This window comes from Paractinoplanes maris (genome assembly GCF_023544465.1).
Taxonomy (GTDB): Bacteria; Actinomycetota; Actinomycetes; order Mycobacteriales; family Micromonosporaceae; genus Actinoplanes; species Actinoplanes maris.
In genome coordinates, this window is the sequence record NZ_JALPVL010000005.1 from 451,085 (window position 1) to 477,232 (window position 26,148).

Consider the following 26,148-nt stretch of genomic DNA (forward strand, 5'->3'; position numbering starts at 1 on the left):
GTACTCAAAGGGGTGGGGGCGCGGTGGACGCCCGGATCACCAGCTGGGCGGCGGGAACGGGAACGTCGTCGACCGTCCCGCCGTCGATCAGGTCGAGCAGGGCTTCCGCGGCCTTGCGGCCCCACAGATAGGGGTCGGTGCGGACGCTGGTGAGAGCCGGGCTGACATATCCCGCGAGGTCGGTGTTGTCGAAGCCGGTGACCGACAGCTGAGCGGGCACGGCCACGCCGTGCTCGATCGCCACGGACAGGCCGGCGATGGCCATCAGGTCGTTGGAATAGACGATCGCGGTCGGCCGGTCGGGCCCGGCCAGAAGCGTGTGGGTCGCCGCCGCGCCGCCGGCCGCCGAGAAGTCGGCCTCCACCACCGGCCCGGCGGGCAGGCCGGCCGACGCGAGGGCCTCGTCGAAGGCCCGCCGCCGACGCGAACCGTGCAGGAAGTGGGACGGGCCGGCGACGTGGGCGACGTGGCGGTGACCGAGCCCGGCCAGGTGACTCACGGCGGCGGCGATGCCGGGCCGGTCGTCGACCAGGACGGCCGGGAACGCGCTGGGCACGTCGGGCCGGGCGATCGAGACGGCCGGCAGGCCGAGCTCGGTGAGCAGAGCGATCCGCGAGTCGGCGACGCGCAGGTCGAGCAGGAAGACCCCGTCGACCCGCCCGGCGTCGGCCAGCCGCCGGTAGCCGGCCTCCTCCTCGGACTCCGGCACGACCTGCAGCACCAGCGCCTGCCCACGGTCGGACAGCGTGCGCTCGACGCCGGCGATGAACGCGGGGAAGAACGGGTCGGCGCCGAGCAGCTCGGGCTCCCGGGCCAGGACGATGCCGACCGCGAAGGCGCGCGAGACCGACAGCGCGCGGGCCTTGGTGCTGGGCGTCCAGCCGAGGTCGCGAGCGGCCGCCAGGATCCGCTCGCGGGTGTCCTCGGAGACCCCCGGCCGTCCGTTCAGGGCGAACGAAACAGTGCCTTTGGAAACACCGGCGACTCGTGCGACGTCCCGGATCGTCGGCCTGTCGTCCCTGGTCATCGCACCTCCCCTGAGTTACTAAACCGGTTTGATCGAAAGATAGACCTGTTTCCGGAGTCGCACAATCGCCAGGCGGCGAATGGATGATCCGGTGGCCGGGCGGACGGCCGTCCGATCACCTCAGGGCGGTGAGGCCGATCCGGGCGGCCTCGGTGCCGACGCGGCGTGCGGAGGGGCGGTAGTCCGCGAGCACGCCGGCGAAGTAGAGGTCGTCGAGCATCGAGCCGGGTGCGGACTCGGCCTGGAACGCCTCGCGCACATAGGTCAGGAAGCGGCCGGCCAGGGCACTTCCGGCCCGCCAGGCCGAGGCGATCCCGGCCCGGTGCTCGGCCGGGAGCCGGTCGAAACCCCGGGCGTAGGCGGCGATCCGGGCTGAGTACACCGCCTCGAAGATCTCCGGCACGGTGAGGTTCAGGACGCCCGCCGGTGCCGCGACCATGCGCGGAGCCTCGCCGGTCCGCAGCTCGGCCGCCAGACGGTCGGCGAAGGAGCGGTCGTCCGGCTGCGCCAGCACCCGGGCCGCCGTGGCCATCAGTGTCGAACGCAGCTCCCCGGTGTCCCAGCCGGCGAAGATCTCACCCGCCTCCTCGGGCTTGCGCCCGAGGCCGGTCACGAGCAGCTCGTACGCCTCGACGGCGAGCCGGACGTCGGCCGCGGCCAGGTCGTCGTGCACCCGCTGGGCGGCGTGCCCGGCGGCGCCCGGTCCGGCGTACGCGACACAGGGCACATCCTGCTCGCGGGCCGCCGTGGCCCGCAGGATCGGTCGTACGCGGAATAAGCCTCCGGATTGCCGCCGACGACGTAGGCCGGGCCGCTCTCGAGGAGGGCCGGATCACGTGGCATGCCACAGCTGAGCACGTGCGCGCCCGCCTCGACGATCGCCGCGCCGGCGTCGTCGACCAGGAAGACCACACGCGGCCGGCTCTCCGGCGGGGCGACCTGGTAGCCGTGGCGGACCAGGTTCCGTGCCAGCCGGTGGGCCCGCTCCCCCGGCCCGGCGACTCCGACCACTGTCTCGGTCACTGCCCCACCCCTTTCGACCACACCCGACGACAGAGGTGCGGAGTGCTGATCAAGTGTGCACCCGGGCGCGGGCACTCGATCTCCACTGTTTCGGCACAACCACCTCCTAGCGTCCGTCCCGACGACGCATTTCTCCAGGAGGATCCGATGGCACGAACCAGATCTCGACTCATCGCCGTGGCCGCCGCCGCGGTCCTGACCGCGGGCACGCTGATCGGGCTCGGCCCGGCCGCGCAGGCCGGTGGCGGGCACCGGGCGAAACCGACCGTGGTGCTGGTGCACGGCGCGTTCGCCGACTCCAGCGGCTGGAACGGCGTGGCCGGCCGGCTGATCCGCGACGGCTATCCGGTCGTCTCGGCGGCGAACCCGCTGCGCGGTGTGGCATCGGACGCGGCACAGGTGAAGGCCCTCCTCGACAGCATCACCGGCCCGATCGTCCTGGTCGGTCACTCGTACGGCGGCATGGTGATCAGCCGGGCCGCGGCGGGCGACCCGGACGTCAAGGCGCTGGTGTACGTGGCCGCGTTCGCGCCGCTGGCCGGGGAGAGCGCCGGTGATTTGTCGGTCAGGTTCCCCGGCAGCACCCTGGCCGAGACGCTGCGCCCGGTGACGCTGCCCGACGGCGGCCAGGACCTCTATGTCGACCAGGCGCTGTTCCCGAACCAGTTCGCGGCCGACGTGCCGGTCAAGGACGCGGCCCTGATGGCGGTCGCCCAGCGCCCCGTCACGGCGGCCGCCCTCGGCGAGAAGGCGGCCGGCCCGCAGGCCTGGCAGACGATCCCGTCGTACTTCCTGATCGCCGGGGCCGACAAGAACATCCCGCCGGCTCTCCAGCGCTTCGAGGCCCAGCGGGCCAAGGCGGCCGCCGTCCGCAGCGTCCAGGGCGGTTCGCACGCCGTCTTCGTGTCCCAGCCGGGCATCACCGCGGCCTTGATCGAGAAGGCCGCCCGGTGAGCCACGGCCGAGGGTGGCGGGGCTCCCTCCCGTCACCCTCGGCCGTGCGTCTGCTCGCGCGGGCAGCCGCGGCAGGTTACGTTCGGACGATGGCGAAGATCAGCAGATTGGCCGGGCTCGTTGCGGACGTCGCGCTCGGATTGCCGAAACGAGCCGTCCCGTACGAGGTCCGCAAGGACGTCCCGGTGCCGATGCTCGACGACGTCACGCTGATGGCCGATCACTACCGCCCGGTGGGCCAGGACGGGCCGCTCCCGGTGGTGCTGATCCGGATCCCGTACGGGCGGGCCGGCGCCTACGGGCAGCTGTTCGCCGCCCCGCTGGCCCGGCGCGGCTTCCAGGTCTTCATGCAGGCCACCCGGGGCACGTTCGGCTCGGGCGGGCAGTTCCGGCCGTTCACCACCGAGCGCGACGACGGCCTGGCCACCGTCGACTGGCTGCGCAAGCAATCCTGGTGCGACGGCCGGATCGCCATGGCCGGCGGCAGCTACTTCGGGCACACCCAGTGGGCCGTCGCCCCTTATGCCGACCCGCCGCTGACCTGCGTCGCCCCGCACATCACCTCGGCCAACGTCACCAACCGGCTGTTCTACGAGCACGGCGTGCCGTCGATCCACACCGCGCTCAGCTGGTCGTCCACGATCGGCCGGCAGGAGCGTCCGGGCCTGCTCAGCTCGGTGCCCGACCCGCGGGTCCGGACCAAAGTGCGCCGCGCGCTGGGCCGGCTGCCGCTGCAGGCGGTCGACGTGTCGGTGGCCGACGCCGCGGTGCCGTTCTGGCGCGACTTCGTGGCGCACGCCGAGCCCGGCGACGACTTCTGGGCGCAGGCCGACCACGACGGCGCCGACCTGACCCGGATGCCGCCGGTCAGCATGGTCACCGGCTGGTGGGACCTGTTCCTGGCCGGCAATCTGACCGACTACACCGCCCTGCGCGCGGCCGGCGTGCCCGCCCGGCTGGTGGTCGGGCCGTGGCTGCACGGCGAGCCGGGTGAGCTGCGGACCATCGTGCAGACCGACACCGTCTGGCTCGACCACCACCTGCGCGGTGGCCCGGCGCCCGAGGGCCCGCCGGTGCGCGTCCACTTGCAACAGGCCGGCAAGTGGCTCGAGTTCACCGAATGGCCCCCCGCGGCCGTACGGGGAAAGGTCTTGACCCTGGGCAGCGGCGGACAGCTGGAGGCGGAGCCCGGTGGTGAGCCGAGCCGATTCACCTACGACCCGGCGCGGCCCACGCCGACGGTCGGCGGCCCGTTGCTGCAGCCGCCGGGGAAGCAGGCCGACAACCGGCTCGTCGAGGAACGCGACGACGTCCTGGTCTTCACGGGGCCGGTGCTGACCGAGGACCTCGACGTGGTCGGCCCGGTCGGCGCGACGATCCACCTGCGCACCAGCATCCCGTACGCCGATGTGTTCGTCCGCCTGTGCGACGTCGACGAGAAGGGTGTCTCGCGCAACGTCGTGGACGGCATCCGCCGGCTCGACCCGCGCACGCTCGGCGCGCCCGACATCGAGCCCGGCGACGACGGGGTGCTCGCGGTGAGCGTCGAGCTGTTCCCCACCGCCTACCGGTTCCGCGCCGGGCACCGGCTGCGGGTGCAGGTCAGCGGGGGCGCCTTCCCGCGCTACGCCCGCAACATGGGCACCGACGAGCCGTTCGCCGTGGCCACCGCCGGTCGCCCCTGCCGCTTCGAGATCTTCCACGACGGCTCGCGGGCCTCGACCATCACGCTGCCGGTGCTGGACGGCTGACGCCAGCCAGGTGCCGGGCCGCGCGCAGGCCGAAGACCACCGCCGGGCCGATCGTCGAGCCCGGCCCGGGATAGGTGCGGCCCATCACCGAGGCGGAGTTGTTGCCGGCCGCGTACAGCCCCTCGATCACCGTGCCGTCCTCCCGCAGCGCGCGGCCGTCGGCGTCGGTGACCACACCACCCTTGGTGCCGAGGTCGCCGATGACCACTTTGGTGGCCGAGGTCCACATACGACTCCGACTCGTTGGCGAACCGGTCACCGCGGGCGTCGACGATGATCGAGTAGGGCAGGGACCGCTCGCCGACGATGAACGCGGGCTGGTGACCGGGCGCGGCCGCGACCGACGCACCCCACCACGCGTCGTCCATCAGGTCGACGGCCGCGCCGGCCTGCTGAGCGATCTCGATCGGGCGCCCCCGGTTGCCCGGGTTGCCGGACGGCGCACCCTCGATGCCGTGGTGCTTGCGCCGCCAGTCGGTGTTGTGGTCGAACCCGCCTCCGGCCAGCATGACGCCCCTGGTAGCGCCGATGGTGACCGGCTTCCCGTCGCGGGTCACCCGCACCCCGGTGATCCGCCCATCGGTGACCAGCAACTCCTCCAGCGGCGCGTTCAGCCACAACGGCACCCGGCCGTCGAGCACCACCGCGCGCAGGAACGACGTGGCCAGCCCGGCGCCGATGCCGACCAGCTTCTGCCCGCGGACGAGCCCACCGGCGACCCGGAACACCAGCTGGGCACCGCGGACGAAGCCGGACGGGGTGGACCAGGCCCGGCCCAGCAGCCACACGTCGTCGGTCTTGACCGGCATGGCCGCGGGCACGTTGACGGTCTTCCACCAGTCGCCGATGACCTTCGCGTTCAGCGGTTTCACCTCGATGCCGCGGCCGATCTTCCCGCCCGGCAGTTCCGGGTAGTAGTCGGGGTAGTCGGTGGCCCGGGCGAAGACCATGCCGTGCCGCGTCAACCGTGGTCCGGCCGCGGCTTCGGAGAATCGGCGTTCGATCCTCGACGCGGCGCGGCGGTTGTTCACCGAGCGCGGCTATCACGTTCCGCTCAGCGCGATCGCCAAGTACGCCGGGGTCGGTCAGGGCGTGCTCTACCGCCACTTCCCCACCCGGCTCGATCTGGCGTTCGCGGTCTTCGAGGAAAACCTCGAGCAGCTCGAGACGATCGGCGCCGAGCCGGACGCGGGGGCCTTCGGCCGGTTGTGGGACCGGCTGGTGGCGCTGACGGTCGACTCGGCGGCGTTCGTCGAGATGGCGGTCGACGCCCGGCGCAGCCTGCCCGGCTACACCGGCGGCCGCCGCTTGCAGGCCCTGATCGAGGTGACGCTGCCGCGCGCTCAGCGGGCCGGTCTGATCGACGCCCGGATCACCGTGGACGACGTGCTCCTGGCCCACCGGATGATCTATGGCGTGGTCGTCACCGAGGTCGAGCCGGCCGGGGTGCGGGCCGCCGTCCAGCGGGCGTTACGCCTGCTGGACCCGGCGACCACGGCGGTGCGAGACTGACGCTCATGGGCTATGTCCTCGACACCGCGGAGATGCCCGCCGACGACCGGGTCGAGGCCGTGCACACGGCGATGATGTATGCGTCGGCCCCCTGCCACGTGCTGCACGAGGAACCGGACGGCGACGTGCACGCGCGGCTCGAGGTGTGGGACTTCGGCACCGCCAACATCTTCACCCACCGGTCGTCGGGCATCCGGCTGCTGCGCACCGACAAGCTGGCCCGGCAGGACGGCATGCCGGTGGTCGCGCTGGCCGTCCAGCAGCGGGGCGAGGGGCGCATCGAGCAGGGTGGGCAGCGGCGCGTCGTGCCGCCGGGCGAGCTGCTCATGGTCGACCTGTCCGCGCCCTACGACTACTCGTGGTCGGGCGACGGCGGTGCGGGGGCGCTGCAGATCCCGTACGACCAGCTGGGCCTCCCGCTCGACGTGGTGCGCCGGGCCGCGGCCGGGATGGTCACCAGCCCGCTCTACCGGCTGGTGGCCGCGCACATCACCCAGCTCGCCCGCGACCCGGCGGCGATCACCGACGACGACGCGGTGGCCACCGCGGCCTCGGCCAGCATCGACCTCGCCCGCGCCCTGCTGGTCTCGGCGGCCCGTTCCCGGCGGCACGTCCGGCAGGTGTTCGCCGAGACCCTGCTGACCCGGATCCGCGCCTTCACCCGGCTGCACCTGGCCGACCCCGAGCTCACGCCGGCGACGATCGCCGCGGCCCACGGCATCTCGCTGCGCCGGCTCTACCAGCTCTGCGCCGGCGCCGGCCTGAGCCTGGAGCAATGGATCATCGACGAGCGTCTGCACCGCGTCCGGCAGGAGCTCACCCGGCCCGACCGGCGGCACGTGCCGATCGCGACGATCGCGCTGCGCTGGGGTTTCCGGGATCCGACCCACTTCACCCGCCGGTTCAAGGCCCGCTACGACATGACGCCGTCGCAGTGGCGACGGCATGCAGAGTAGGCCGACAACGCTGCAGGCAGGGCCGTTCCGGGCGCCGCGAAGATCGTTAGGGTCGGGCTCATGCTCGTCCTCGACACCGGCTCGCTGCCGGTCGCCGAACGCGCCGAGGCGTTCCAGGCCACGGTCAGTGCCAACTGCTCGTCGAGCATGGCGTCCTTCGAGGATCCGGGATCGATCAGCGCCCGGATGGCGGTCTCCGACTTCGGCGTCGCGAGGGTGTTCACCATCGACGCCTCCGGGACGACGCTGCGCCGCACACCGCGGATGTCGCGGTCCGGGGCCGAGAGATCGATCGTGCTGGCGCTGCCGATGCGAACCGACAACCACATGTCGTGGGAACGCGAGGAGCGCTTGTTCGGCCCGCGCGACCTGATCCTGGTCGACCTCGCCGTTCCGTACGTCTACGGCTGGAAGGGCACCGGTGCCTCGTACGCCCTGCACGTGGACGTGGACCACCTGGGCCTGCCCCGCGACCTGATCCATGCCGCGGCCAAGAACCTGCGAGGCAGCCCGCTCTACGAACTGGTCCGCGATCACGTGGCCCGGGTGACCGCTCAGGCCGGTCCGCTCGCCGCCGGCGCCGGGGCGACCGAGCTGGGCGCCGCCTCGGCCGAGCTGATGCGGGCGCTGATCGTGTCGGCCGCGGCCGACGGCCGCCGGCTGCGCGAGACGATGCACGACTCGCTGGCGGCCCGCGTGCAGGCCTACGTCCGCGCCAACCTGCGTGACCCGGACCTGACCCCGGCCCGGATCGCCGCGGCCAACGCCATCTCGCTGCGCGCTCTCTACAAGCTGTACGAGTCGCTGGGCCAGAGCCTGGAGCAGTCCATCATCGAGCAGCGGCTGCGGGGCGCCCGCGCCGATCTGAGCTCCCCGCGCCGGCGCCACACCACGATCGCCGCCGTGGCCCGCTCCTGGGGCTTCGCCAACCCCAGCTTCTTCGCCAGCCGTTTCCGCGAAGCCTTCGGCGTCACACCCCGCCAGCTCGCCGACCGGCCGTAGCAGATGTGCACGCAAGCGTCAGACCTGTGCACGCTGAGAAAACATCGCTGACCGCCGCGGTGCGAAGTTCTTCTGGGAGCGCACCGGAGGAGACACGCCATGACGATGTACGGCCGCGATCATCAACTGTCGATGGTGGATGACCTGATCGCCGAGGCCCGGGCCGGCCGGGGCGGAGCACTGGTCGTGCGGGGCCACGCCGGTATCGGCAAGACGATGCTGCTGTCCGCGGCCCGGGAGAGCGCCGCTGCCGCCGGGCTGGTGGTGCTCCAGACGAACGGCGCCGAGGCCGAGGCCGCGCTGCCCTTCGCCGGGCTGCATCAACTACTGGCGCCACTGCTGGGCAACCTGACCGGGCTGACTGCCCGGCTGCAGCGCACGTTGCTGGGCGCCTTCGGCCAGGACGACACCCGGCCGGACCTCTTCACCGTCGGGCTGGCTGTGCTGGAGCTGCTGGGCGACCGCGCGGCCCGCACTCCCCTGCTCATCATCGCCGAGGACGCGCACTGGCTCGATCCGGAGACCCTCGACGTGCTCGTCTTCGTGGCCCGCCGGCTGACCGTCGAGCCCATCGCGGCCCTGATGGCGGTGCGCGCGCAGCACACCGACGTGCTGGCCCGGACCGGCCTGCCCGGGTTGCCCCTGGACGAGCTGGGGGACGACGATGCCCGGCGGATCCTGGACGACCAAGCACCCGGGCTGTCGCCGCGGGTGCGCGACCGGGTCCTCGAGGAGGCAGCCGGCAACCCGCTGGCCCTCGTCGAACTGCCGCACCTGGCGGCCGCCGGGGGCGCGGACGGACTGCTGCCCGTGAACGAGCGCCTGGAGTCGGCGTTCTCGGACCGGTTCGAGCAGATGCCGGCCGAGACCCGCGCCGTCCTGGCGGTCTTCGCGGCGGACACCGGCTGCGCCCTGCCCGCGTTGCCGGCCATCGCCGGGATCCTGACCCGCACCGAGGTCTCGGCCGAGGCGATCCAGCCGGCCATCGACGCCGGGCTCCTGCAGGTGCAGGCTCAGCGCCTGCGGTTCCGCCATCCCCTCGTCCGCTCGGCGGTGTACCGGTCGGTCAGCGACATCGACCGGCTGACCATCCACGCGGTGCTGGCCGACGCCCTCGCCCACGACCCGGACCGGCGGGCCTGGCATCGCAGCGCGGCCACGCTCGGGCCCGACGACGACGTCAGCGCGGAGCTGGAGGCCGCCGCCGGGCGGGCGGTGGAACGCGGGGCGCCCGGCGTCGCGGTCACCGGCCTCGACCGGGCGGCCGAGCTCGCCACCGCGGCCGACCGGCGTTCGTCGCTGCTGCTGCGGGCGGCCGGTCTGGCCTCGCAGCTGCATGACCGGCGGGTGGCCGCCGGGCTGATCGCGCGGATCCACCCGCGGCCGGGCGACGTGACCGACCGCGCCCGGTTGGAGGTGGTCCGCGATGTGGTCGAACCGGGCGACATCCGCGAGGTCGCGCGGGTCGACGAGCTGTGCGGGCACGCGCTCGACGCGTACGCGGCCGGTGACCTCGATCTGGCCGCGCTGCTCTGCTGGCGGGCCGCGTCCCGCTGCTGGTGGGCCTGTTTCCCGTCCGACGTGGGGGCCCGGGTGGTGACCGTGGCCGACAAGCTCGGGCTGGCCGGCGACGATCCCCGGATGCTGGCCATCGCGGCCTACGCCCAGCCGGACATGCTCGGGCCGGAGGTTCTGCGCCGGCTGCCGGCCCTGACTCCGGGCCGGGATGACATCGACGGGCTCAACTACGTCGGCGGGGCGGCGCTGATCCTGGGTGACTTCGTGACCGCGTCGTCAACGCTGGCCGGCGTGGCGGCCGGGTATCGCGCTCAGGGCCGGGCGGCGCTTCTCGCCCGTACCCTGTCGTCGGTGGGCTTCGTCCGGCTGTGGCTGGGCCGATGGCCGGCCGTGCGGGCCGACACCGAGGAGGCGGAGGCCCTCGCCGAGGAGACCGGCGAGCAGTTCTGGGTCGTGGCGGCCCGGGCCAGCCGGGCGTTGCACGAGGCCATGATGGGCAACAGCGACACGGCCACCCGGCTCGCCGACGCCGTGCTGGCCGGTCCTCTGGTGTCCGGTGTGCGGTTCGCCGCCGAGGCCGCCCAGCACGCGCGGGGCGTCGCCGCCAACGCGGAGGGCCGCTACGAGGAGGCACTCGACATCCTCCTCCGCGTCTTCGACCCGGCCGACGCGACCTATCACCTCGACATGTCGGGCTGGGCGCTGCCCGACCTGGCCGACGCCGCCGTCCGCTCGGGCCGGCGGCCGGACGTCGCGGACATCGTCGGCCGGGCCCGGGAGCGCGCGGCCCGGTTACCCTCGCCGATGCTGCACCGCTGCCTGGCGTACGCGAACGCGGTTCTCGCCCCGGACGAGGAAGCCGGCCCGGCCTTCGCGCACGCCTTCACGCTCGATCACACGGACTGGCCGGTCCACCGGGCGCGGCTGAACCTGGCGTACGGAACCTGGCTGCGCCGCCGCAAACGGATCCTCGAATCCCGGCCGCCCCTGCGCGCCGCCCGCGACGGCTTCGACGAACTCGGCGCCCACGCCTGGGGCCGGCTCGCCCGCGAGGAGCTGCGCGCGTCGGGTGAGGAGAGCAGCGGCCGGGCCGTGCGCTCGGGCGAGAAGCTGACGGCCCAGGAGCTGCAGACCGCCCTGCTGGCCGCGACGGGACTGACCAACCGGGAGATCGGCCAGCGCCTGTTCCTGTCGCACCGCACGGTCAGCTCGCACCTCTACCGCATCTACCCGAAACTCGGCATCAGCGGCCGCTCGCAGCTGCGCTCGGCGCTGGACGCCCGGCGGGAGACCGACACCTGACGCAGTCAACATACGGATTTCGGCGACGTCGTCGCACGGCAGGTTGGTCGGCAGACCACTCGTCACAAGGGGGAACCACCATGACACCCACCCGCCGAACTCTGCTGGCCGGCTCGGCCGCCGCCGTCACCCTGGCCGGCCTGCCCGCAGCCGCGGCCCAGGCCGGCCCGCCGCGACCGAAGAAGCCCACGATCGTCCTGGTGCACGGCGCCTTCGCCGACGCCTCGGGCTGGACCGATGTCGCCCGCATCCTGCACCGCGACGGCTATCCGGTGCTGGCCCCGGCCAACCCGCTGCGCAGCGTCGCCGGTGACTCGGATTACCTGCGCAGCATCCTGGCCACGCTGAGCGGCCCGGTCGTGCTCGTCGCCCACTCGTACGGCGGGGTGGTCATCACCAACGCGGCCACCGGCAACCCGAACGTCAAGGCGCTGGTCTACGTCGCGGCGTTCGCGCCCGATCAGGGCGAGACGGTGGAGGGGCTGCAGACAAAATATCCGGGCACCAAGCTCGGCGAGGCGGCACTCGACATCCGCCCCTACGGCACCAGTGCCGACGGCTACGTGAAGGCCGAAGTGTTCCGCGACATCTTCGCGGCCGACCTGCCCCGGGCGACCACCGACTTCATGGCGGCGTCGCAGCGCCCGGGCGACGTGCACACGCTGCGGGAGCCGTCCGGCGCCCCGGCTTGGAGGAGCATCCCGTCCGCCTATCTGGTGGCCCGCAACGACAACCTCATCCCGGCCGCGGCCCAGCGCTTCATGGCCCGCCGGGCCCGGTCGCGCAGCACCGAGGTCGGCGCCGCCCACGCCGCGATGATCTCGCAGCCCCGGATCACCGCCGAGGTCATCAAGGAGATCGCATGAGCACCATCGTTCTGGTCCACGGCCTCTGGGTCACGCCGCGCAGCTGGGAGCACTGGATCCCGTACTACGAAAGCCAGGGCCACACCGTGGTCGCACCCGCCTACCCAGGTTTCGAGGTCGAGGTGGAGGCGCTGCGCGCCGACCCGGCGCCGATCGCCGCCGTCACCGTGCCGGAGACCGTCGCCCACCTCGAAAAGGTCATCGCCGCGCTCCCGGAGCAGCCGATCATCATGGGTCACTCGTTCGGCGGCACGCTGACCCAGCTGCTGCTCGACCGCGGTCACGGCACGGCCGGCGTGGTCATCGACTCGGCTCCGCCCGAGGGGGTCCGGGTCAGCCCGCCCTCGCAGATCAAGTCGCTGTTCCCGATCCTCAACAACCCGGCCAAGCGCCACCAGGCGGCCGGGTTCACGCCCGAGCAGTGGCACTACGCGTTCACCAACACGTTGTCCGAGACGGATTCGCGGGCGGCCTACGACCGCTACGCCATCCCCGCCCCGGGCAGCTGGGTCTGGGCCTACGGCCTGCTGGCCAACTTCACGCCGGGCAAGCAGGAGACCTGGGTCGACTTCGGCAACGAGAACCGCGCGCCGCTGCTTTTCCTGGCCGGCGGGGCCGACCACATCATGCCGCCCTCGGTGAACAAGTCGAACGCCCACCACTACCAGGCCGCCGGCACCATCACCGAATACCACGAGTTCCCCGGCCGCTCGCACTGGACCTGCGCCGAACCGGGCTGGGAGCAGGTCGCCGACAAGGCCCTCGACTGGGCCCTCACCAACGCCCGCTAGGACGTCACTTCGTCGTCGGGCGGGGCCGGGATCGTGAACCACACCGAAGCGCCCTGCTCGACGTCGAGGTCCAGCCAGATGCGGCCGCCCTGATATTCGACGATCTTCTTGACGATGGCCAGGCCGATGCCCGTGCCCTCGTACGCGTCGCGCGGGTGCAGCCGCTGGAAGATGACGAAGACCTTCTCGGCGAACTCCCGCTCGATGCCGATGCCGTTGTCCCGGACGTTGATCTTCCACTCGTCGCCGTCGCGTTCCGCGGTCACCCGGATCACCGGGGGCACGTCCGGGCGGCGGAACTTCAGCGAGTTGCCGATCAGGTTGACGAACAGCGTCGTGATCAGCGGCTCCTCGCCCTCCACGGCCGGCAGCTCGTCCCAGCTGATCTCCGCCTCGTCGCCGGCCCGGAGCGCCAGCTGCGACTTCACCTCGGGCAGGACGTGGCTGAGCTCGACCCGCTTGAAGGCGGTGGTGATCCGCCCGATCCGGGAGAACGCCAGCAGGTCGTTGATCAGCCGCTGCATCCGCTCGGCGCCGTCCACCGCGAAACCGATGTACTGGTCGGCCCGTTCGTCGAGCTGACCGCCGTAGCGCCGCTTGAGCAACTGGCAGAAACTGGCCACCTTGCGCAGCGGCTCCTGCAGGTCGTGCGAGGCCACGTACGCGAACTGCTCCAGATCCCGGTTGGACCGGATCAGCTCCTCGGCCTTCTCCTCCAGCCGCTCGTTGGCCAGCTCGACCTCGGCCCGGGCCTCCCGGACGAGGGCCAGCTCCTGCGAGATCTGCCGGCGCATGCCGTCCACGTCGGTGGCCAAGCCGCGCAGCTCGGGTGAGCCGCCGCTGGTGATCGGCCGCTCGTAGTCACCGCCGGCCACCTGCCGCACCTGCGCCGCCAGCTCGGTGACGGGCCGGGCGACCAGCCGGTTGAGCAGCACGAGCATCAACGCGCCGACCAGGATGACGATGAACGCGGCGCCGATCTCCAGGGCGACCAGCGTGGACCCGGTGCTGCGGGCGGCGGCGACGGCCTCGTTGCGCAGGTCGAGGATGTCGGCCTGCAACTGGTCGACGGCGGCCCGCAGCGCGTCGAACTGGGCCGTCCCGATGGTCGCGGTGCCGCCGCCGGCGATGACCGGCTCGGCCACCGATCGCCGCCACTGCCCCGACCGGTCGCGCACGACCGCGATGGAGGCGGTGATCGCGGCGGTGCCGTCGGTGTGGTTGAGCGTCTCGATCTGGGTGATCAGCTCACGCTCGGCGGTGACCCCCTGCTCGTACGGCTCCAGGTTCTCCGGCGACCGGCTGAGCGCATACCCGCGTACGCCGGTCTCCTGATCCAGATAGGCCGAGTAGAGCTCCTGCCCGGCGATCCGCATGGGCCCGGTCTTCTCGAGGATCACATCGAGGTTGTCGTTGCTGTCCACCGCCGTCACCGCGGCCAGCGCCCCGATCCCGGCCAGCAGGATCCCGGCCACGGCGAACAACACCACCACCCGCCGGCGCAACGTCCAGGTGTTCAGGCGTGCGCCGTTCATCGGTTCTCCTCACAACAGGGGCACCGAAGTATGCAACACGGCCTCCCAGACCTATTTGCCAGTGGGCAACTTCCGGCGTGTCCGGATGAGCGCGATGACGGTGCCGGCGGTGCGGTCGAGATAGGTGCGCCCGTCGGGCATCCGCGCCTCCGGACTGATGTAGCTGCGCGGGCCGACGTGAGTTGCCGGGTCCAGCCGGTGCACGCTGATCTTTCCGTCGCGGCGGGCCTTGTTCCACCCACTCCGGCGGACCAGGGGCCACCGCGGCGGGAAGATGCGGGTGCTGAGGCGCTCGATCCAGTCCTGCGAGCTGGTGATCACGTCGAGGTGCTGGGCGTGGGTGAGGTCGTTGGCGCCGTTGTGGAAGCCGCCGATCGTGATCAGCAGGAGCGGGCAGCGCAGTCCGGCCCACAGGCCCTCCACCGCGCCTGTGGCCAGTTGCGCGCCGCCGCTGTAGCTGAGCAGCACCACCGGCACGCCGCTGTCCGGCTGATAGCCGGCGAGCCGCAGATGGGCGGTGATCTGCGAGCCGACTGCCCGGTTGTAGTGCGGGCGGTAACGGCGGTCGGCGGCGATGAAGATCTGCATCACGTTGTGCAGGAAGAGCACCAGCCCGGCCCGCCGGCGCAGCCAGGCCCACCCCCGCCGGTCGGCCAGCGGGTCGGACAGCGGCGAGTAGGGCAGCACCTGGCCCAGCACCCGCAGCTCGGGGGCGCCGTCGAGGATGGCCTGGACCAGGCGGCCGCCGTCCCGGGTGTCGCGGAAGCGCCGCTTGCCGATGCCGTCCAGATAGACCAGATAGGCGCCCGGCGGGCGGTCCGGTTCCGCTCCCCGGGCGTACGGCATCCCCGCCGGCAGTTCCGTGCCGGGCCGCCGCCAGCCGGCAGTGAAACTCAGCAGCTCGTGCCGGGCGAGCAGCCCCTCGGCCAGCAGCACGGCGCCCAGCCCGGCCAGCAGCAGCAGGAGGGCAGCCGCGATCATGACCGGCTCCGGTGGAGGCGGACGACCAGACGGCGGACTCCCTCGACCACGGCCGCCAGCCCGACGCCGGCCAGGGCCACGCAGCCGGCCGCGAACCACCAGCCGACGCCGGCCGACGCGGCCAGCGCACCCGTGAGCCCGGCGCCCACCCCGATCAGCAGCAGCCCGTGCAGCGCCGGCCCGAGCAGCGGGAACGCCAGGACGGAGGCCAGCAGCAGCGGGGCGGCCAGGCCGGCCGTCCAGACCAGCACGTCGCGGCCGGAGGTCGACGCGGGCCGCACCAGCCCGGCCAGGGCCCACGCCGAGACCGGCCACAGCGCGAACACCGCGCTGTCGATCACCGTGCCGGTCAGCAGCAACCCGGCCGTCCCGGTCCGGGAGGCGCCCGACCGGCCCGCCACCACCGGCAGGACCCGCCCGGCGGCCTCGGACAGCCCGGCCAGCAACAGCACGACGATCACCGCGGCAGTCATCGGTCAGTCCCGCCGCGACGCGCCGGCCATCGCCGGATCCAGGTACCGCTCGAGCTCGTCGGCCGCCCGGTGATAGCCGCCCGCGTCGAGCTGGGCGTCGCGCAGGACGCCGGCCGCCTCACGGAAACGCGGTTCGTCGAGCAGCCGCCGCGCGAGAGCACGGACCACGTCCTCCCGCACCTCGTCGGTGCGCAGCGAGAGGCCGGCACCCAGCCCGACGACGCGCGAGGCCACCAGCGGCTGGTCGGCGCCCTGCGGGACGACCAGCATGGGGACACCGGCGCGGAGGGCCTCGTTGGTGCCGTTCATGCCACCGTGCGTGATGAACAGGGCGGCCCGGGCCAGCACGTCGAGCTGCGGCACGGACTGGCGGGCGATCACATTGCCGGGCAGCGGGCCGAGCCGGGCCGGATCGGTGTTGCCGGTGGCGACGACCACGGTGCCGCCCAGCGGGGCGAGCGCGGCCGCGAAGGTGCCCAGCAGGCGGGGGTCGGCGTCGAACACGGTGCCCAGGGACGCGTACAGGATCGGGTCCTTCAGCTCGTCGATGGGGAACGACGGGTCGGCGGGCCGGGCGCCGATGCTCGGGCCGACGAAGCGGTAGGACCGGTCGAAGCCGTCCGCGCCGATCTGGAACGCCCGCGAGGTGTAGACGAGGTTGAGCGGCTGGCGCAGGTTGCCCAGATCGGTCAGGGGCAGCCCGTGGCCCCGCAGCTTCCACCGGGCGCGCAGATAGCCGATCGCCGCGCCGGGACGGGCCACGGCCTCGGCCAGCAGCTCGCGCGAGATCCGGGTCGGGCTGGGTGCCTGACGGTTGAAGGCGAAGGTGGTGAACGACGACGCGGCCCGCACGCCGAGCTCCCGCGCGACCACCGGGCCCCACGGGCAGGCCGAGTCGTGGACGACCAGATCCGGCCGGACGGCGCGCAGGTCGGCCAGCAGGGCCGGACGGAGTGCGGCGGCGGTCTCGGCGAGCCCGCGCAGCAGGGTGAGCGGGGTCGGCGGATCGGGCAGCGGCTGGTCGCCGCCGGGGTAGAGGTGCACGGTGGCGCCGGCCGCCTCCACCTCGGCGGCGAAGGCCGGCGACGTGTGGTAGGACACGGTGTGTCCCCGGCGGACCAGTTCGGCCACGACCGGCAGGGTCGGGTTGACCCGGCCGTGCATGGCGATGTTGAGGAACGCGATGGTGCTCATCGTTCGACCTCCGATAGTGTCTCGCCGGCCCGATAGAGGCCGGGCCCGTCGATGCGCAGCCGATCGAGAAACTGCCCGGCCGCGACCGCGGTGGTGCTGATCAGCCGCCGGGTCTGGCCGAGATCCCACGGCGACGGCCACGCCTCGATGCCGGTCGGCAGCACGACGGTCGGGATGTGCCGCGACACCTCCCGCAGGTCACGCTCGATCTGATGGCGGAACATGAGCACCCCGGCCCGGGCCGCGATGGCCGCCGCGCGCCGCCGCGGCACGGTCACCGGCAGCGGGCTGCTCTCCGGCCCGATCGACAGCGCCAGCACGCTGGCCGCCCCGGCCTGCCAGGCCGCCAGCACCGGGACATAGGCCACCACCCCGCCGTCGACCAGAGTCCGGCCGTCGCGGACGACCGGCGGCAGCACACCCGGGATGGCCGCGCTGGCCAGCAGGGCCGACTCGAGATCCCCTCGGTCGAGCAGCACCGGGTCGCCGGTGGCGAGGTCCATGGCGACCGCGGTGAACGGGATCGGCAACTGCTCGATCAGCGGCGGCAAGCCGGCCCCGGCGATCAGCCGGCGCAGGCCACGATCGGCGAAGACGCTGGCCCGCGAGGACAGATAGCCGAGCGGGAACACGTCACGGCGGCGCAGCCGGCTCCACACCCGGTCGAGCCAGGGCGCCGCGTCGTCGGGGTGGGCGGCCGCGATCGCCCCGGTGAGGGCGCCGACCGACGTGCCGACGATCAGGTCCGGGACGAATCCGCGCTGCTCCAGCGCGTAACCGGCGCCGACGTGGGCCGCGCCGAGCACACCGCCGCCGCCCACCGCCACGGCGACGGGCCGGGGAAGACCGATCGGGCTCATACCAACCGGACCGGACAGCGGCCCGGACTGTGACCGGGGTCAGGAGACGGGCGGGCGCAACTGTTTGCGCGAGGTGATGCCGAGCTTCGTGAAGACCTTGCGCAGGTGCCATTCGACGGTGTGCTGGCTGAGGAACAGCTGCGCGCCGATCTCGGCGTTGGTCAGCCCGCTGCCGGCGAGCCCGGCGATGTGGGCTTCCTGCACGGTCAGGCTGTCGGCGGCCGGGCCGGCCGGGCCGGCGACGACCTCGCCCGCCGCCGCCAGTTCGCGGCGGGCCCGGGCGGCGAACGCGCCTGCGCCGGCCGCGGTGAGCATGTCGTGGGCGGTGCGCAGGTGGCCGCGGGCGTCGCGGCGCCGGTTCTCGCGGCGCAGCCACTCGCCGTACAGCAGGTGGGCCCGGGCCAGGTCGAGGCGGAACCGGCATCGGCCCAGGTGCTCGATCGCCTGCCGGTAGCACGTCTCGGCCGCCGGCCCGGTCTGCAGCAGGGCGTCGCAGCGGGCCAGCACGCCGAGCGCCCACTGCGTGCCGGCCGCTCGCGCGTTCGGGGCCAGCCGGTCGTACGCGTCGGTGGCCAGATCGCGGCGGTCGCTGCGCAGCGCGGCCTCGATCTGCTCGGCCAGCGCCCAATAGATGACGGCCGACTCGATGGCGTGCTGGGTCGCGATCCGGGCGACCGGGAGGGCGTCCTGATAGCGGGCCAGACCGTTGAACAGCACCGCTTGGGCGTAGTGCAGGACCAGGACGGCGCTGTCCTCACCGCGGGCCACGGCGTCGGTCAGGCTCGCCTCGATCAGCGGGACGGCGACGGCCTCGTTCCCGTGCCAGGCGGCCTGCGTCACCGCTCCGTAGGGGGCCAGGGCGACACCGGTCGCCTGCCCGATGGCCTGGATCTCGGCCACCACCGCGGCCGCCGCCGCATGCTCGCCGGAGAACACGTGCATGCTGACGAGCGAGTTGAGGGTCAGCGGCAGCACACTCAGATCACCGCCGGCGCGGGCCAGCCGGACGTGCCGCGCGTTGAGGACGGCCCAGCTCTCGTCGTCCCACGTGTCCGCCGCGGTGATCACCGCCAGCCACAGCCAGGGCTGATCGGCCGCCCCGTTCGCATGGTCGGCCCGGAAGGCCCGCAGGGCCTCGCGGGTCAGCGGCACGGCGGCCTGATAGCCGGCGGTGAAAAGCACGGCCAGGGCGTTCAGCAGCAGGTCGCCGGGGCGGCGGTGGACCGGTTCGGGCGCCGCCAGCACGGCCCGGGCCACGTCGGCCGCCCCGACCCCGTCGGCCAGCCCGCCCGCGAGCAGGGCCGCCCCGAGGGCGTCGCGGTAGGTGTCGCGGGCCAGTCCGGGGTCCAGCGGCTCAAGGCGGTGGGCGGCTTCGAGCAGCAGGCGGGGCGCGGTCATGTCGTGCCCGGCGGCGAAGGCGATCTGCGCCCGCATCAGGTTGACTCTCGCCCGATGCCCCTCGTCGTCCCGATCCTCCGCCGTGAGCAGCAGTTTCGACGCGGTCTCGAAGGCGCCGCACCGCAGCTCGGCCTCGGCGGCCACCAGCGCCCGGGTCGCCCGGGTCGCCGGGTCCGGCGTCAGGTCGGTCGCCCGCCGCAGGAACTCGGCCGCGGCCGCGACGCCGCCGCGGTGCTGGGCGCGCTCGGCCGAGCGGATCAGCTCGGCCGCGATGTCCTCATCGGTGTCGTCGGCGGCGTGGGCCCGATGCCAGACCCGCCGATCGGGGTCGGTCGCCTGATCGGTCGCCCCGGCCAGGGCCCGGTGGACCTCGCGCCGGTCGGCCGGGGCCGCCGCCCGGTAGGCCGCCGTCCGCACCAGCGGGTGCCGGAATCGCACCCGCGATCCGATCTCGATCAGCCCGGCCGCCTCGGCCGGCGCGGCCGCGCTCATTCCGAGGTTCAGCCGCTTGATCGCGCGGCGCAGCAGTTTCGCGTCCCCGAGCGGTTCGGCCGCCGCCGTGAGCAGCAGTTTCTGGGTCGGTGGGGGCAGCGAGCGCATGCGCTGGGCGAAGCTGCGCTCGATCGTGCCGGCCAGCGGCTGGGCGTCCGGCCGCCCGAACCCGCCGGCCAGCTCGGCCGCGGTCAGCCCTTTCGGCAACTCCAGCAGGGCCAGCGGGTTACCGCGCGTCTCGGCCACGATCCGGTCGCGCACCTGCTCGTCCAACCGGCCGGGGACGACCGAGTCGAGCAGGGCCCGGGCGTCGTCGTTGCTCAGGCCGCTCACCGCCAGGTCGGGCAGGCCACGCCAGGCGCGCCCGGCCGCCGACTGCCGGATCGCGAACACCACGCCCACCCGCTCGGCCAGCAGACGCCGCGAGACGAAAGTGAGTGTCTGGATCGACGTCTCGTCGAGCCACTGCGCGTCGTCGATCAGGCACAGCAGCGGCTTGTCCTCCGAGACGGCGGCCAGCAGGCTCAGCACCGCCACCCCGATCAGGAAGCGGTCGGGCGGGGCACCGGTGCTGTGACCGAACACGACGGCGAGTGCCTCGCGCTGCGGGGCGGGCAGACGATCCAGTGTGTCGAGCATCGGGGCGCACAACTGGTGAAGGCCGGCGAACGGCAGCTCCACCTCGGACTCGACCCCGGCGGCGAGGGCGACCCGGAATCCGGCCGAGCGCGCGGCGACGTGCTGCAGCAGGGCCGATTTGCCGATGCCGGCCTCACCGCGGACCAGCAGGACTCGCCCGCGGCCGGAGCGCACGTCGCCGATCAAGTGATCGAGAACGGCGCGCTCCGGGCGCCGGCCGCGTAGCTCGGGCACCGCGGCGCCGCTGGTCATGGCTGAACCCCTCCCCCGATCCGAGGCTAGAGGCGTTCAGGACCAGGCGATAGGGCCGGTGCCGGCCGGGATCACACCGCCGGAGCGGCATTCCGGGCCAGACGTGACGAAGGGGTCATGCCTGTGACGAGAAGCTCCTCGAGCTCGTGCAGGTCACCGCTCTGCGCGGCGGCCCGGAAGGTTCGCACCAGGCGGCGATGCGTGGCCGCGTCCACCGGCTGGTCCGGTCCGCCGGCCAGGTTCCGGCGGGCCCGGCACACCAGTTGCCGCGCCTGGGCGACGCTCACCGGCAGCACTTCGGAGATCCGGTGATAGGGGTATCCGAACGCGTTGCGGAGCAGGAACGCCGCCCGTTCGGCCGGTGTCAGCCGCTCCAGCATCAGCCGGATCGCCGCGTCGACCGCCTCGTGCCGCTCGGCCGCGACCTCGGGGCCGACGCCCACGTCGGCCCGCTCCGGCAGCCAGGAACCGGCCGGCAGCTCGTGCCGGTGCCGGGCCGACAGGGCCACGTTGATGGCCAGCCTCCGCGCGGTCACGGCGAGGTACGCCGCCGCGTTGAGGACGGTGGTGCGGTCGGCGCGCTCCCATCGGAGCCACGCCTCCTGCACGATGTCCTCGGCCTCCCCGGCGTCCTTCAACAAGCTCAGCGCCATCGCGTACAGCCGCGGTCGCACTGCGACGAACTCCCGCACGTCCGTGGTCACGGTCCCGCCTCCGTTCCCCCCACGCATCCGGTGATGCGACTGCTCCCACCGTCGCGTGCGGGACCGGTGCGCCGAACCCCGGACAACCCGTGGTCCACTCGTGGTTCTCAGTCCCGGGCGGCCACGGGTAGTCAGTTCTCCCGAGCCAGAACGAGCAGCCCCACCATCGACAGCGCGGCCCCGCCGACCATGAGCAGAGCCATGGGTACGGCGGTGTGCTCCCCGCCGAGCCCGGCGATCGGGGCGATGGTGCCGGCGGCCACCCACTGCACGAAGCCGAGGATCGCCGAGCCGGTGCCGGGGTGCTCGGGCACCTCGGCCGACGCCAGCGCGCCGCCGTTGGGCCCGATCAGGCCCTGCGCGGTCATCAGCACCAGGAAGCACACGAGCGCCAGCAGCAGGGGCGTACCGAAGAAGAGCGCCCCCACGAGCATCGCCACCCCGGCCACCAGGGCCGCGACCTGCCCGGCGAGGATGACCCGGCGGGTCGGCACGCGGCCCGCGAGCCGGGCCGCGACCAGGGCGGCCACCGTCATGCCGGCCGCGTTCGCCGCGAAGTCGACCGAGTACGCGATCGGTGACATGCCGTTCATCGACTGCAGCACGAAGGCCGAGGTCGCCACGTATGCGAACAGCGCCCCCATGGCCGAGCCGCTGACCAGCAGGTAACCGACATAGCGGCGCCGCCCGAGCACCTGCCGCCCGGCGACCGCGAACGCCCGCAGCCCACCGCCGTGCCGCCGGTCCGCGGGCAGCGACTCGGGCACGGCGACCAGCACCGCCACCAGCATGGCCACGCCCAGCCCGGCGACCACCCAGAACGACACCCGCCAGCCCGACAGCTGCAGGATGACCGCTCCCAGCAGCGGCCCCACGATCGGCGCGACGCCACCGACGGCGGCGATCACGTTGAGCACCCGGACCAGCCGCGCCCCGGATGCGAGGTCGACGATCACGGCCCGCCCGATCACCATGGCCCAGCCGCCGCTGAAGCCCTGCACGAAACGGGCCGCCATCATCACCCCGATCGACGGCGTGAGCGCGCACACCACCGAGGCCACTGTCATCAGCACGATCGCGGCGATCAGCGGCCGGCGGCGGCCACGCTGGTCCGAGACCGGCCCGCCGATGAGCTGCCCGAGCGCCATCCCGACGAAGAACGTCGTCAGCGTCAGCTGTACCTGGGTCGCCGAGGCGGCCAGCTCGCCGGCCACCCGCGGGAACGCCGGCACATACATGTCGGTGGCCAGCGGCGCGATCGCGGTCAGGAAGACGACGGTGCCGACGAGGCCGACGGTCATCCGGGCCGGGTGGCGGACTGCGGGCGGGGGCACAATAACGATCGGGGTCACCCAGCCATCACATCGCGTCCGCGGCGCCGGCGGGAGTTCCTGTCCAGGGGTGTACCAGCAGTACGTCGCACCGGGGCGGGGCTCGTCGTACCGTCGAAGGCGTGGACAACCGAGCCGAGGTGCGCGACTTCCTCACCACCCGCCGCGCGAAGATCACGCCGGAGCGGGCCGGCCTGCCGACCGCCGGCCAGCGGCGGGTCCCGGGGCTGCGCCGCAGCGAGGTCGCCTCGCTGGCCGGGATGAGCGTCGAGTACTACGCCAAGCTGGAGCGCGGGGCGCTGGCCGGGGTCTCGGCGAGCGTGCTCGACGCGATCGCCCGGGCATTGCAGCTCGACGACGCCGAGCGGGCCCACCTGCTGCGGCTGGCCAGCGAGGCCAACGGCAGCAGCAACCTGGTGCGGCCGAGCCGCCGGCCGAAGCAGTGGGCCGTGCGGCCCAACCTGCAGTGGTCGCTGGACGCCATCCACACGCCGGCCATCCTGGTCAACAACCGGCAGGACCTGCTCGCCACCAACCACCTCGGGCGGGCCATGCACAGCGAGTTGTACGCCGATCCGACCGTCGTGCCGAATTTCGGGCGGTTCACGTTCCTCGACGCCGCGGCCCGCCGGTTCTATCCGGACTGGAATCTGTTCGCCGACATGTTCGTGGCCAACCTGCGCACGGCGGCCGGCAAGGACCCGCACGACAAGGGCATCCACGACCTGGTGGGTGAGCTGTCGACCCGCAGCGATGAATTCCGGCGACGCTGGGGTGCGCACAATGTCCGCACCCACGGCACCGGCATCAAGCAGTTCCACCACCACGTGGTGGGCGAGCTGATCCTGGCCTACGAGAGCATGGACCTGCGGGCCGAGACCGACCTCACGCTCACCATCTATGCGGCCGAGCCCGCCTCACCGACCGCCCAGGCGCTCGCCCTCCTGGCCTCGTGGGCCGCGACCACGGGGGACGAGCACCTGAGCGCGCCGGCTCGCTGATCAGCGCAGGGTGTCGATGTCGATGACGAAGCGGTAGCGCACGTCGGACCGGAGCACCCGCTCGTAGGCGTCGTTGACGTCGTCGGCCCCGATCACCTCGACCTCGGGAGCGATCCCGCGCTCGGCGCAGAAGTCGAGCATCTCCTGGGTCTCGCCGATGCTGCCGATGCCCGAGCCGGCGAACGAGCGCCGGTTGCCGAACAGGGCGAACACCGGCACCGGCAGCGGCTCGGGCGGGGCGCCGACGCTGACCAGCGTGCCGTCCAGCCGGAGCAGGCCCAGATAGGACGCCATGTCGATCGGCGCGCTGACCGTGTTGATGATCAGGTCGAACGTGTTCCGGAGCGCCTCGAACGTGGCCTCGTCCCGGGTGGCGTGGTAGTTCTCGGCGCCGAAGCCCAGGCCGTCGTCCTTCTTGCTGAGCGTCTGCGACAGCACGGTCACGTCGGCGCCCATCGCCACGGCGATCTTGACAGCCATGTGACCGAGGCCGCCCATGCCCACGACGGCCACCTTCGTGCCCGGCCCCGCCTTCCAGTGCGCCAGCGGCGAGTACGTCGTGATGCCCGCACACAGCAGCGGGGCCGCCGCCTCGTACGGGATCGACTCGGGCACCCGCAGCACGAAGTCCTGGTCGACCACGACGTGGGTCGAGTAGCCGCCCTGGGTGACCGTGCCGTCCCGGTCGACGGCCGCGTAGGTGCCGGTGTTGCCGTTCTCGCAGTACTGCTCCTGCCCGGCCCGGCAGTTCGGGCACTCGCGGCACGAGTTGACCATGCAGCCGACACCGACGCGGTCGCCGACGGCGTGCTTGGAGACCTCGCCGCCGACCTCGGTGACCACACCCACGATCTCGTGGCCGACGGTCAGCGGGTAGGACACGTCGCCCCACTCGCCGCGCACAGTGTGGATGTCGGAGTGGCAGATCCCCGCGTAGCGGATCTCGATCAGGACGTCGCGCGCCCCCAGGTCCCGTCGCTCGATCGTGGTGCGCACGAGCGGGTCGGTGGCCGAGGTCGCGGCGATGGCGTTGACGGTGAGAATGATGTCCTCCGGTGAAGTGACAGTGGTGACGGATTCAGCCAACCCAACGGTGGCGGTCAGGGCAGAGGTTCGGCGAAAACGCGGAACTCGCCCCGGGCGGTGTGCATCTGCCAGAGGCGGTCGGCGAGGACACCGGGGTCGTGGGTCGGGTGGCCCGGTGTGATGGCGCCGGGGACGATGAGCTGCCCGACGTGGATGCCGTCGGCGGCCAGCGTGTCGTGCAGCATCGTGGCGTAGGCGCCCTCGCCGGCGAACGCGATCGACGTTCCGGCGACCTTCGGGTTGGGGCGGGCGCCGCTGCCGCCGTTGACGAACAGGACCGAACCGCGGCCCAGCTCGCGCATCCCCGGGAGCACCGACTGCACGGCGGTCACCGGCCCGAGGATCGAGAACTCCACGGCAGCCCGCAGGTCGTCGGTGGTGGTCTCGAGCACCGGCCGAAGGAACGCCTTCTGCGGCAGCGGGCTGTATTGCAGCACCTCGATCGGGCCGAGGTCGGCGGCCGCCCGGCCGAGCGCGTCGGCCAGCGCCTTGGTGTCGCGCACGTCGGCCGGGTAGCCGCGCGCGGTGAGCCCCTCGTCGGTGAGCTCCCCGGCGAGGTGGTCGAGTTTCTCCGGCGTACGCGCGACCAGCGCGACGCCGAGTCCCTCCGCACCGAACCGGCGGGCCACGGCGGCCCCGAGCCCCGGCCCGGCTCCGATGATGGCGATAGTGGTCATGGATACAGCACACCCGTCCCGGTCAGCGCGAGGAAGTCATCGCGGGAAGGTGTACCCGCAGTACACCCCGGGACACCTGCCGCCCCGGTCCGCCGTGGCAGGATCGGGCGCGTGGACCTGCCCCTGATGATCGACGCCGTCGTGTTCGACTGTGACGGACTGCTCGTCGACACCGAGACCAGCTGGACCCGGGCCGAGACGGCGATCTTCGCCGAGCACGGGCACGGGTTCGGCCTCGACCAGAAGCAGATCGTCATCGGCAAGACGCTGGCGGCGGCCGGGACGGCGATGGCCGACTATTTCGGGCGGCCTGGCGAAGGGCCCGCGCTCGCCCAGCGGCTGCACGACCTCGTGGCGGTCGAGCTGGCCGCCGGAGCGGACGCGCTTCCCGGCGCCCGCGAGCTGGTCTCCGGGTTGCGCGGCCGGGTGCCGATCGCGGTGGCCAGCAACAGTCCGCGGGCTTTCGTCGACGCCGCGCTGATCTCGGCCGGTCTCGACGACCTCTTCACGGACGTCTTCTCGGCCGACGACGTCGAGCATCCGAAGCCGGCGCCCGACCTCTATCTGGTGGCCTGCGCCAAGCTGAACGCCACGCCCAGCCGGACGGTGGCTTTCGAGGACTCCCGCACCGGAGTCGCCTCGGCGCGGGCGGCGGGACTGTTCGTCGTCGGCGTCCCGTCGCTGCCCGGCGTGGAGCTCGACGTCGACGCCGTCTTCACCACCCTCGCCGATCCCGTGCTGACCGCTCAGGTGCGGCAGAGGGCGGCCCGCTCGCAGAATGGGCCGCCGTCCAACTCCGCCGGCACCTGAGGCCGGCCCGGGC

23 protein-coding genes and 1 pseudogene are annotated in these 26,148 nt (G+C 73.1%); 10 read left to right on the forward strand and 14 right to left on the reverse strand.

The genetic code is table 11. The features are described 5' to 3' along the window. Window positions 1-4 precede the first annotated feature (4 nt). The gene (locus NAG42_RS17195; protein WP_250031303.1) at window positions 5-1,027 is read right to left on the reverse strand and encodes a LacI family DNA-binding transcriptional regulator; all 1,023 of its coding nucleotides are present in this window, start codon (window positions 1,025-1,027) and stop codon (window positions 5-7) included. A 115-nt stretch (window positions 1,028-1,142) separates the two neighbouring features. After that, complete coding sequence (locus NAG42_RS17200; protein WP_250031304.1) at window positions 1,143-1,754, reverse strand: NADP(+)-dependent, decarboxylating phosphogluconate dehydrogenase; 612 nt, start codon at window positions 1,752-1,754, stop codon at window positions 1,143-1,145. A gap of 443 nt (window positions 1,755-2,197) precedes the next feature. On the opposite strand from NAG42_RS17200, the gene NAG42_RS17205 reads away from it, so the two are divergent. Both NAG42_RS17205 and NAG42_RS17210 read left to right on the forward strand, forming a co-directional pair. Beyond that, entirely contained in the window at window positions 2,198-3,004 is an 807-nt protein-coding gene (locus NAG42_RS17205) for an alpha/beta fold hydrolase (protein ID WP_250031305.1), read from the forward strand. 89 nt (window positions 3,005-3,093) lie between these two features. Continuing rightward, entirely contained in the window at window positions 3,094-4,755 is a 1,662-nt protein-coding gene (locus NAG42_RS17210) for a CocE/NonD family hydrolase (protein ID WP_250031306.1), read from the forward strand. On the opposite strand, the gene NAG42_RS45325 is transcribed toward NAG42_RS17210, so the two are convergent. Together NAG42_RS45325 and NAG42_RS17215 are read right to left on the reverse strand one after the other, a co-directional pair. After that, window positions 4,730-4,984 (reverse strand): FAD-binding protein, encoded by a 255-nt coding sequence (locus NAG42_RS45325; RefSeq protein ID WP_369077100.1) that lies wholly within the window; start codon window positions 4,982-4,984, stop codon window positions 4,730-4,732. The two genes, NAG42_RS17210 and NAG42_RS45325, sit on opposite strands and share 26 nt — an antisense overlap. A 34-nt stretch (window positions 4,985-5,018) precedes the next feature. Then, window positions 5,019-5,705: pseudogene (locus tag NAG42_RS17215) on the reverse strand (FAD-binding protein); the annotation flags it as partial. Between NAG42_RS17215 and NAG42_RS17220 the strand changes: the two are divergent. The 6 genes from NAG42_RS17220 to NAG42_RS17245 all read left to right on the forward strand — a co-directional run bounded on the left by NAG42_RS17220 (window position 5,686) and on the right by NAG42_RS17245 (window position 12,702). Next, window positions 5,686-6,267 carry a TetR/AcrR family transcriptional regulator gene (locus NAG42_RS17220; protein WP_250031307.1) on the forward strand — a complete coding sequence of 194 codons (582 nt, stop codon included), beginning with the start codon at window positions 5,686-5,688 and terminating at the stop codon, window positions 6,265-6,267. The pseudogene NAG42_RS17215 and the gene NAG42_RS17220 overlap by 20 nt on opposite strands. Before the next feature lie 5 nt (window positions 6,268-6,272). Further along, on the forward strand, window positions 6,273-7,223 hold the full coding sequence (locus NAG42_RS17225) for an AraC-like ligand-binding domain-containing protein (RefSeq protein ID WP_250031308.1): 951 nt from the start codon (window positions 6,273-6,275) through the stop codon (window positions 7,221-7,223). Window positions 7,224-7,283: 60 nt separating this feature from the next. After that, window positions 7,284-8,225: a helix-turn-helix domain-containing protein gene (locus NAG42_RS17230; protein WP_250031309.1), complete on the forward strand. Its 942-nt coding sequence runs from the start codon at window positions 7,284-7,286 to the stop codon at window positions 8,223-8,225. 99 nt (window positions 8,226-8,324) lie between these two features. Next, window positions 8,325-11,045, forward strand: coding sequence for an ATP-binding protein (locus NAG42_RS17235; protein ID WP_250031310.1), 2,721 nt, complete (start codon window positions 8,325-8,327; stop codon window positions 11,043-11,045). An 80-nt stretch (window positions 11,046-11,125) separates the two neighbouring features. Continuing rightward, window positions 11,126-11,911, forward strand: coding sequence for an alpha/beta fold hydrolase (locus tag NAG42_RS17240; RefSeq protein ID WP_250031311.1), 786 nt, complete (start codon window positions 11,126-11,128; stop codon window positions 11,909-11,911). Beyond that, complete coding sequence (locus NAG42_RS17245) at window positions 11,908-12,702, forward strand: alpha/beta hydrolase (protein ID WP_250031312.1); 795 nt, start codon at window positions 11,908-11,910, stop codon at window positions 12,700-12,702. The genes NAG42_RS17240 and NAG42_RS17245 overlap by 4 nt, the downstream gene beginning before the upstream one ends. On the opposite strand, the gene NAG42_RS17250 is transcribed toward NAG42_RS17245, so the two are convergent. The 8 genes from NAG42_RS17250 to NAG42_RS17285 all read right to left on the reverse strand — a co-directional run bounded on the left by NAG42_RS17250 (window position 12,699) and on the right by NAG42_RS17285 (window position 22,582). Next, window positions 12,699-14,237 (reverse strand): sensor histidine kinase, encoded by a 1,539-nt coding sequence (locus NAG42_RS17250; protein WP_250031313.1) that lies wholly within the window; start codon window positions 14,235-14,237, stop codon window positions 12,699-12,701. The genes NAG42_RS17245 and NAG42_RS17250 overlap by 4 nt on opposite strands. Window positions 14,238-14,288: 51 nt before the next feature. After that, window positions 14,289-15,218, reverse strand: coding sequence for a hypothetical protein (locus NAG42_RS17255; RefSeq protein ID WP_250031314.1), 930 nt, complete (start codon window positions 15,216-15,218; stop codon window positions 14,289-14,291). Beyond that, the gene (locus NAG42_RS17260; protein ID WP_250031315.1) at window positions 15,215-15,691 is read right to left on the reverse strand and encodes a hypothetical protein; all 477 of its coding nucleotides are present in this window, start codon (window positions 15,689-15,691) and stop codon (window positions 15,215-15,217) included. The genes NAG42_RS17255 and NAG42_RS17260 overlap by 4 nt, the downstream gene beginning before the upstream one ends. 3 nt (window positions 15,692-15,694) lie before the next feature. Beyond that, window positions 15,695-16,885 carry a macrolide family glycosyltransferase gene (locus NAG42_RS17265; protein ID WP_250031316.1) on the reverse strand — a complete coding sequence of 397 codons (1,191 nt, stop codon included), beginning with the start codon at window positions 16,883-16,885 and terminating at the stop codon, window positions 15,695-15,697. Continuing rightward, window positions 16,882-17,745, reverse strand: coding sequence for a patatin-like phospholipase family protein (locus NAG42_RS17270; RefSeq protein ID WP_250031317.1), 864 nt, complete (start codon window positions 17,743-17,745; stop codon window positions 16,882-16,884). Before NAG42_RS17270 ends, NAG42_RS17265 begins: the two co-directional genes overlap by 4 nt. Window positions 17,746-17,784: 39 nt before the next feature. Beyond that, window positions 17,785-20,526: an ATP-binding protein gene (locus tag NAG42_RS17275; protein WP_250031318.1), complete on the reverse strand. Its 2,742-nt coding sequence runs from the start codon at window positions 20,524-20,526 to the stop codon at window positions 17,785-17,787. Between the two features lie 71 nt (window positions 20,527-20,597). After that, complete coding sequence (locus tag NAG42_RS17280) at window positions 20,598-21,230, reverse strand: sigma-70 family RNA polymerase sigma factor (RefSeq protein WP_250031319.1); 633 nt, start codon at window positions 21,228-21,230, stop codon at window positions 20,598-20,600. Window positions 21,231-21,361: 131 nt separating this feature from the next. Next, the gene (locus tag NAG42_RS17285) at window positions 21,362-22,582 is read right to left on the reverse strand and encodes a multidrug effflux MFS transporter (protein ID WP_250031320.1); all 1,221 of its coding nucleotides are present in this window, start codon (window positions 22,580-22,582) and stop codon (window positions 21,362-21,364) included. 101 nt (window positions 22,583-22,683) lie between these two features. On the opposite strand from NAG42_RS17285, the gene NAG42_RS17290 reads away from it, so the two are divergent. Continuing rightward, on the forward strand, window positions 22,684-23,562 hold the full coding sequence (locus tag NAG42_RS17290; RefSeq protein ID WP_250031321.1) for a helix-turn-helix transcriptional regulator: 879 nt from the start codon (window positions 22,684-22,686) through the stop codon (window positions 23,560-23,562). Here the strand turns inward: NAG42_RS17290 and NAG42_RS17295 are convergent, their stop codons facing one another. Both NAG42_RS17295 and NAG42_RS17300 read right to left on the reverse strand, forming a co-directional pair. Next, on the reverse strand, window positions 23,563-24,606 hold the full coding sequence (locus NAG42_RS17295) for an NAD(P)-dependent alcohol dehydrogenase (RefSeq protein ID WP_250031454.1): 1,044 nt from the start codon (window positions 24,604-24,606) through the stop codon (window positions 23,563-23,565). 56 nt (window positions 24,607-24,662) lie between these two features. Beyond that, a complete protein-coding gene (locus NAG42_RS17300; protein ID WP_250031322.1) occupies window positions 24,663-25,325 on the reverse strand; it encodes an SDR family NAD(P)-dependent oxidoreductase in 663 nt (220 codons plus the stop codon). Window positions 25,326-25,436: 111 nt separating this feature from the next. On the opposite strand from NAG42_RS17300, the gene NAG42_RS17305 reads away from it, so the two are divergent. Then, window positions 25,437-26,135, forward strand: coding sequence for an HAD family hydrolase (locus NAG42_RS17305; protein ID WP_250031323.1), 699 nt, complete (start codon window positions 25,437-25,439; stop codon window positions 26,133-26,135). Window positions 26,136-26,148 lie beyond the last annotated feature (13 nt).

Excerpts from the sequence above, each read along its gene's own strand:
- NAG42_RS17210 (WP_250031306.1), top strand. The coding sequence starts at position 3,094 with ATGGCGAAGATCAGCAGATTGGCCGGGCTCGTTGCGGACGTCGCGCTC.
- NAG42_RS17205 (WP_250031305.1), top strand. The coding sequence starts at position 2,198 with ATGGCACGAACCAGATCTCGACTCATCGCCGTGGCCGCCGCCGCGGTC.
- NAG42_RS17260 (WP_250031315.1), bottom strand. The coding sequence starts at position 15,691 with ATGACTGCCGCGGTGATCGTCGTGCTGTTGCTGGCCGGGCTGTCCGAG.
- NAG42_RS17195 (WP_250031303.1), bottom strand. The coding sequence starts at position 1,027 with ATGACCAGGGACGACAGGCCGACGATCCGGGACGTCGCACGAGTCGCC.
- NAG42_RS17250 (WP_250031313.1), bottom strand. The coding sequence starts at position 14,237 with ATGAACGGCGCACGCCTGAACACCTGGACGTTGCGCCGGCGGGTGGTG.
- NAG42_RS17275 (WP_250031318.1), bottom strand. The coding sequence starts at position 20,526 with ATGACCAGCGGCGCCGCGGTGCCCGAGCTACGCGGCCGGCGCCCGGAG.
- NAG42_RS17235 (WP_250031310.1), top strand. The coding sequence starts at position 8,325 with ATGACGATGTACGGCCGCGATCATCAACTGTCGATGGTGGATGACCTG.
- NAG42_RS17255 (WP_250031314.1), bottom strand. The coding sequence starts at position 15,218 with ATGATCGCGGCTGCCCTCCTGCTGCTGCTGGCCGGGCTGGGCGCCGTG.
- NAG42_RS17245 (WP_250031312.1), top strand. The coding sequence starts at position 11,908 with ATGAGCACCATCGTTCTGGTCCACGGCCTCTGGGTCACGCCGCGCAGC.
- NAG42_RS17265 (WP_250031316.1), bottom strand. The coding sequence starts at position 16,885 with ATGAGCACCATCGCGTTCCTCAACATCGCCATGCACGGCCGGGTCAAC.
- NAG42_RS17230 (WP_250031309.1), top strand. The coding sequence starts at position 7,284 with ATGCTCGTCCTCGACACCGGCTCGCTGCCGGTCGCCGAACGCGCCGAG.
- NAG42_RS17300 (WP_250031322.1), bottom strand. The coding sequence starts at position 25,325 with ATGACCACTATCGCCATCATCGGAGCCGGGCCGGGGCTCGGGGCCGCC.
- NAG42_RS17240 (WP_250031311.1), top strand. The coding sequence starts at position 11,126 with ATGACACCCACCCGCCGAACTCTGCTGGCCGGCTCGGCCGCCGCCGTC.
- NAG42_RS17270 (WP_250031317.1), bottom strand. The coding sequence starts at position 17,745 with ATGAGCCCGATCGGTCTTCCCCGGCCCGTCGCCGTGGCGGTGGGCGGC.
- NAG42_RS45325 (WP_369077100.1), bottom strand. The coding sequence starts at position 4,984 with ATGTGGACCTCGGCCACCAAAGTGGTCATCGGCGACCTCGGCACCAAG.
- NAG42_RS17225 (WP_250031308.1), top strand. The coding sequence starts at position 6,273 with ATGGGCTATGTCCTCGACACCGCGGAGATGCCCGCCGACGACCGGGTC.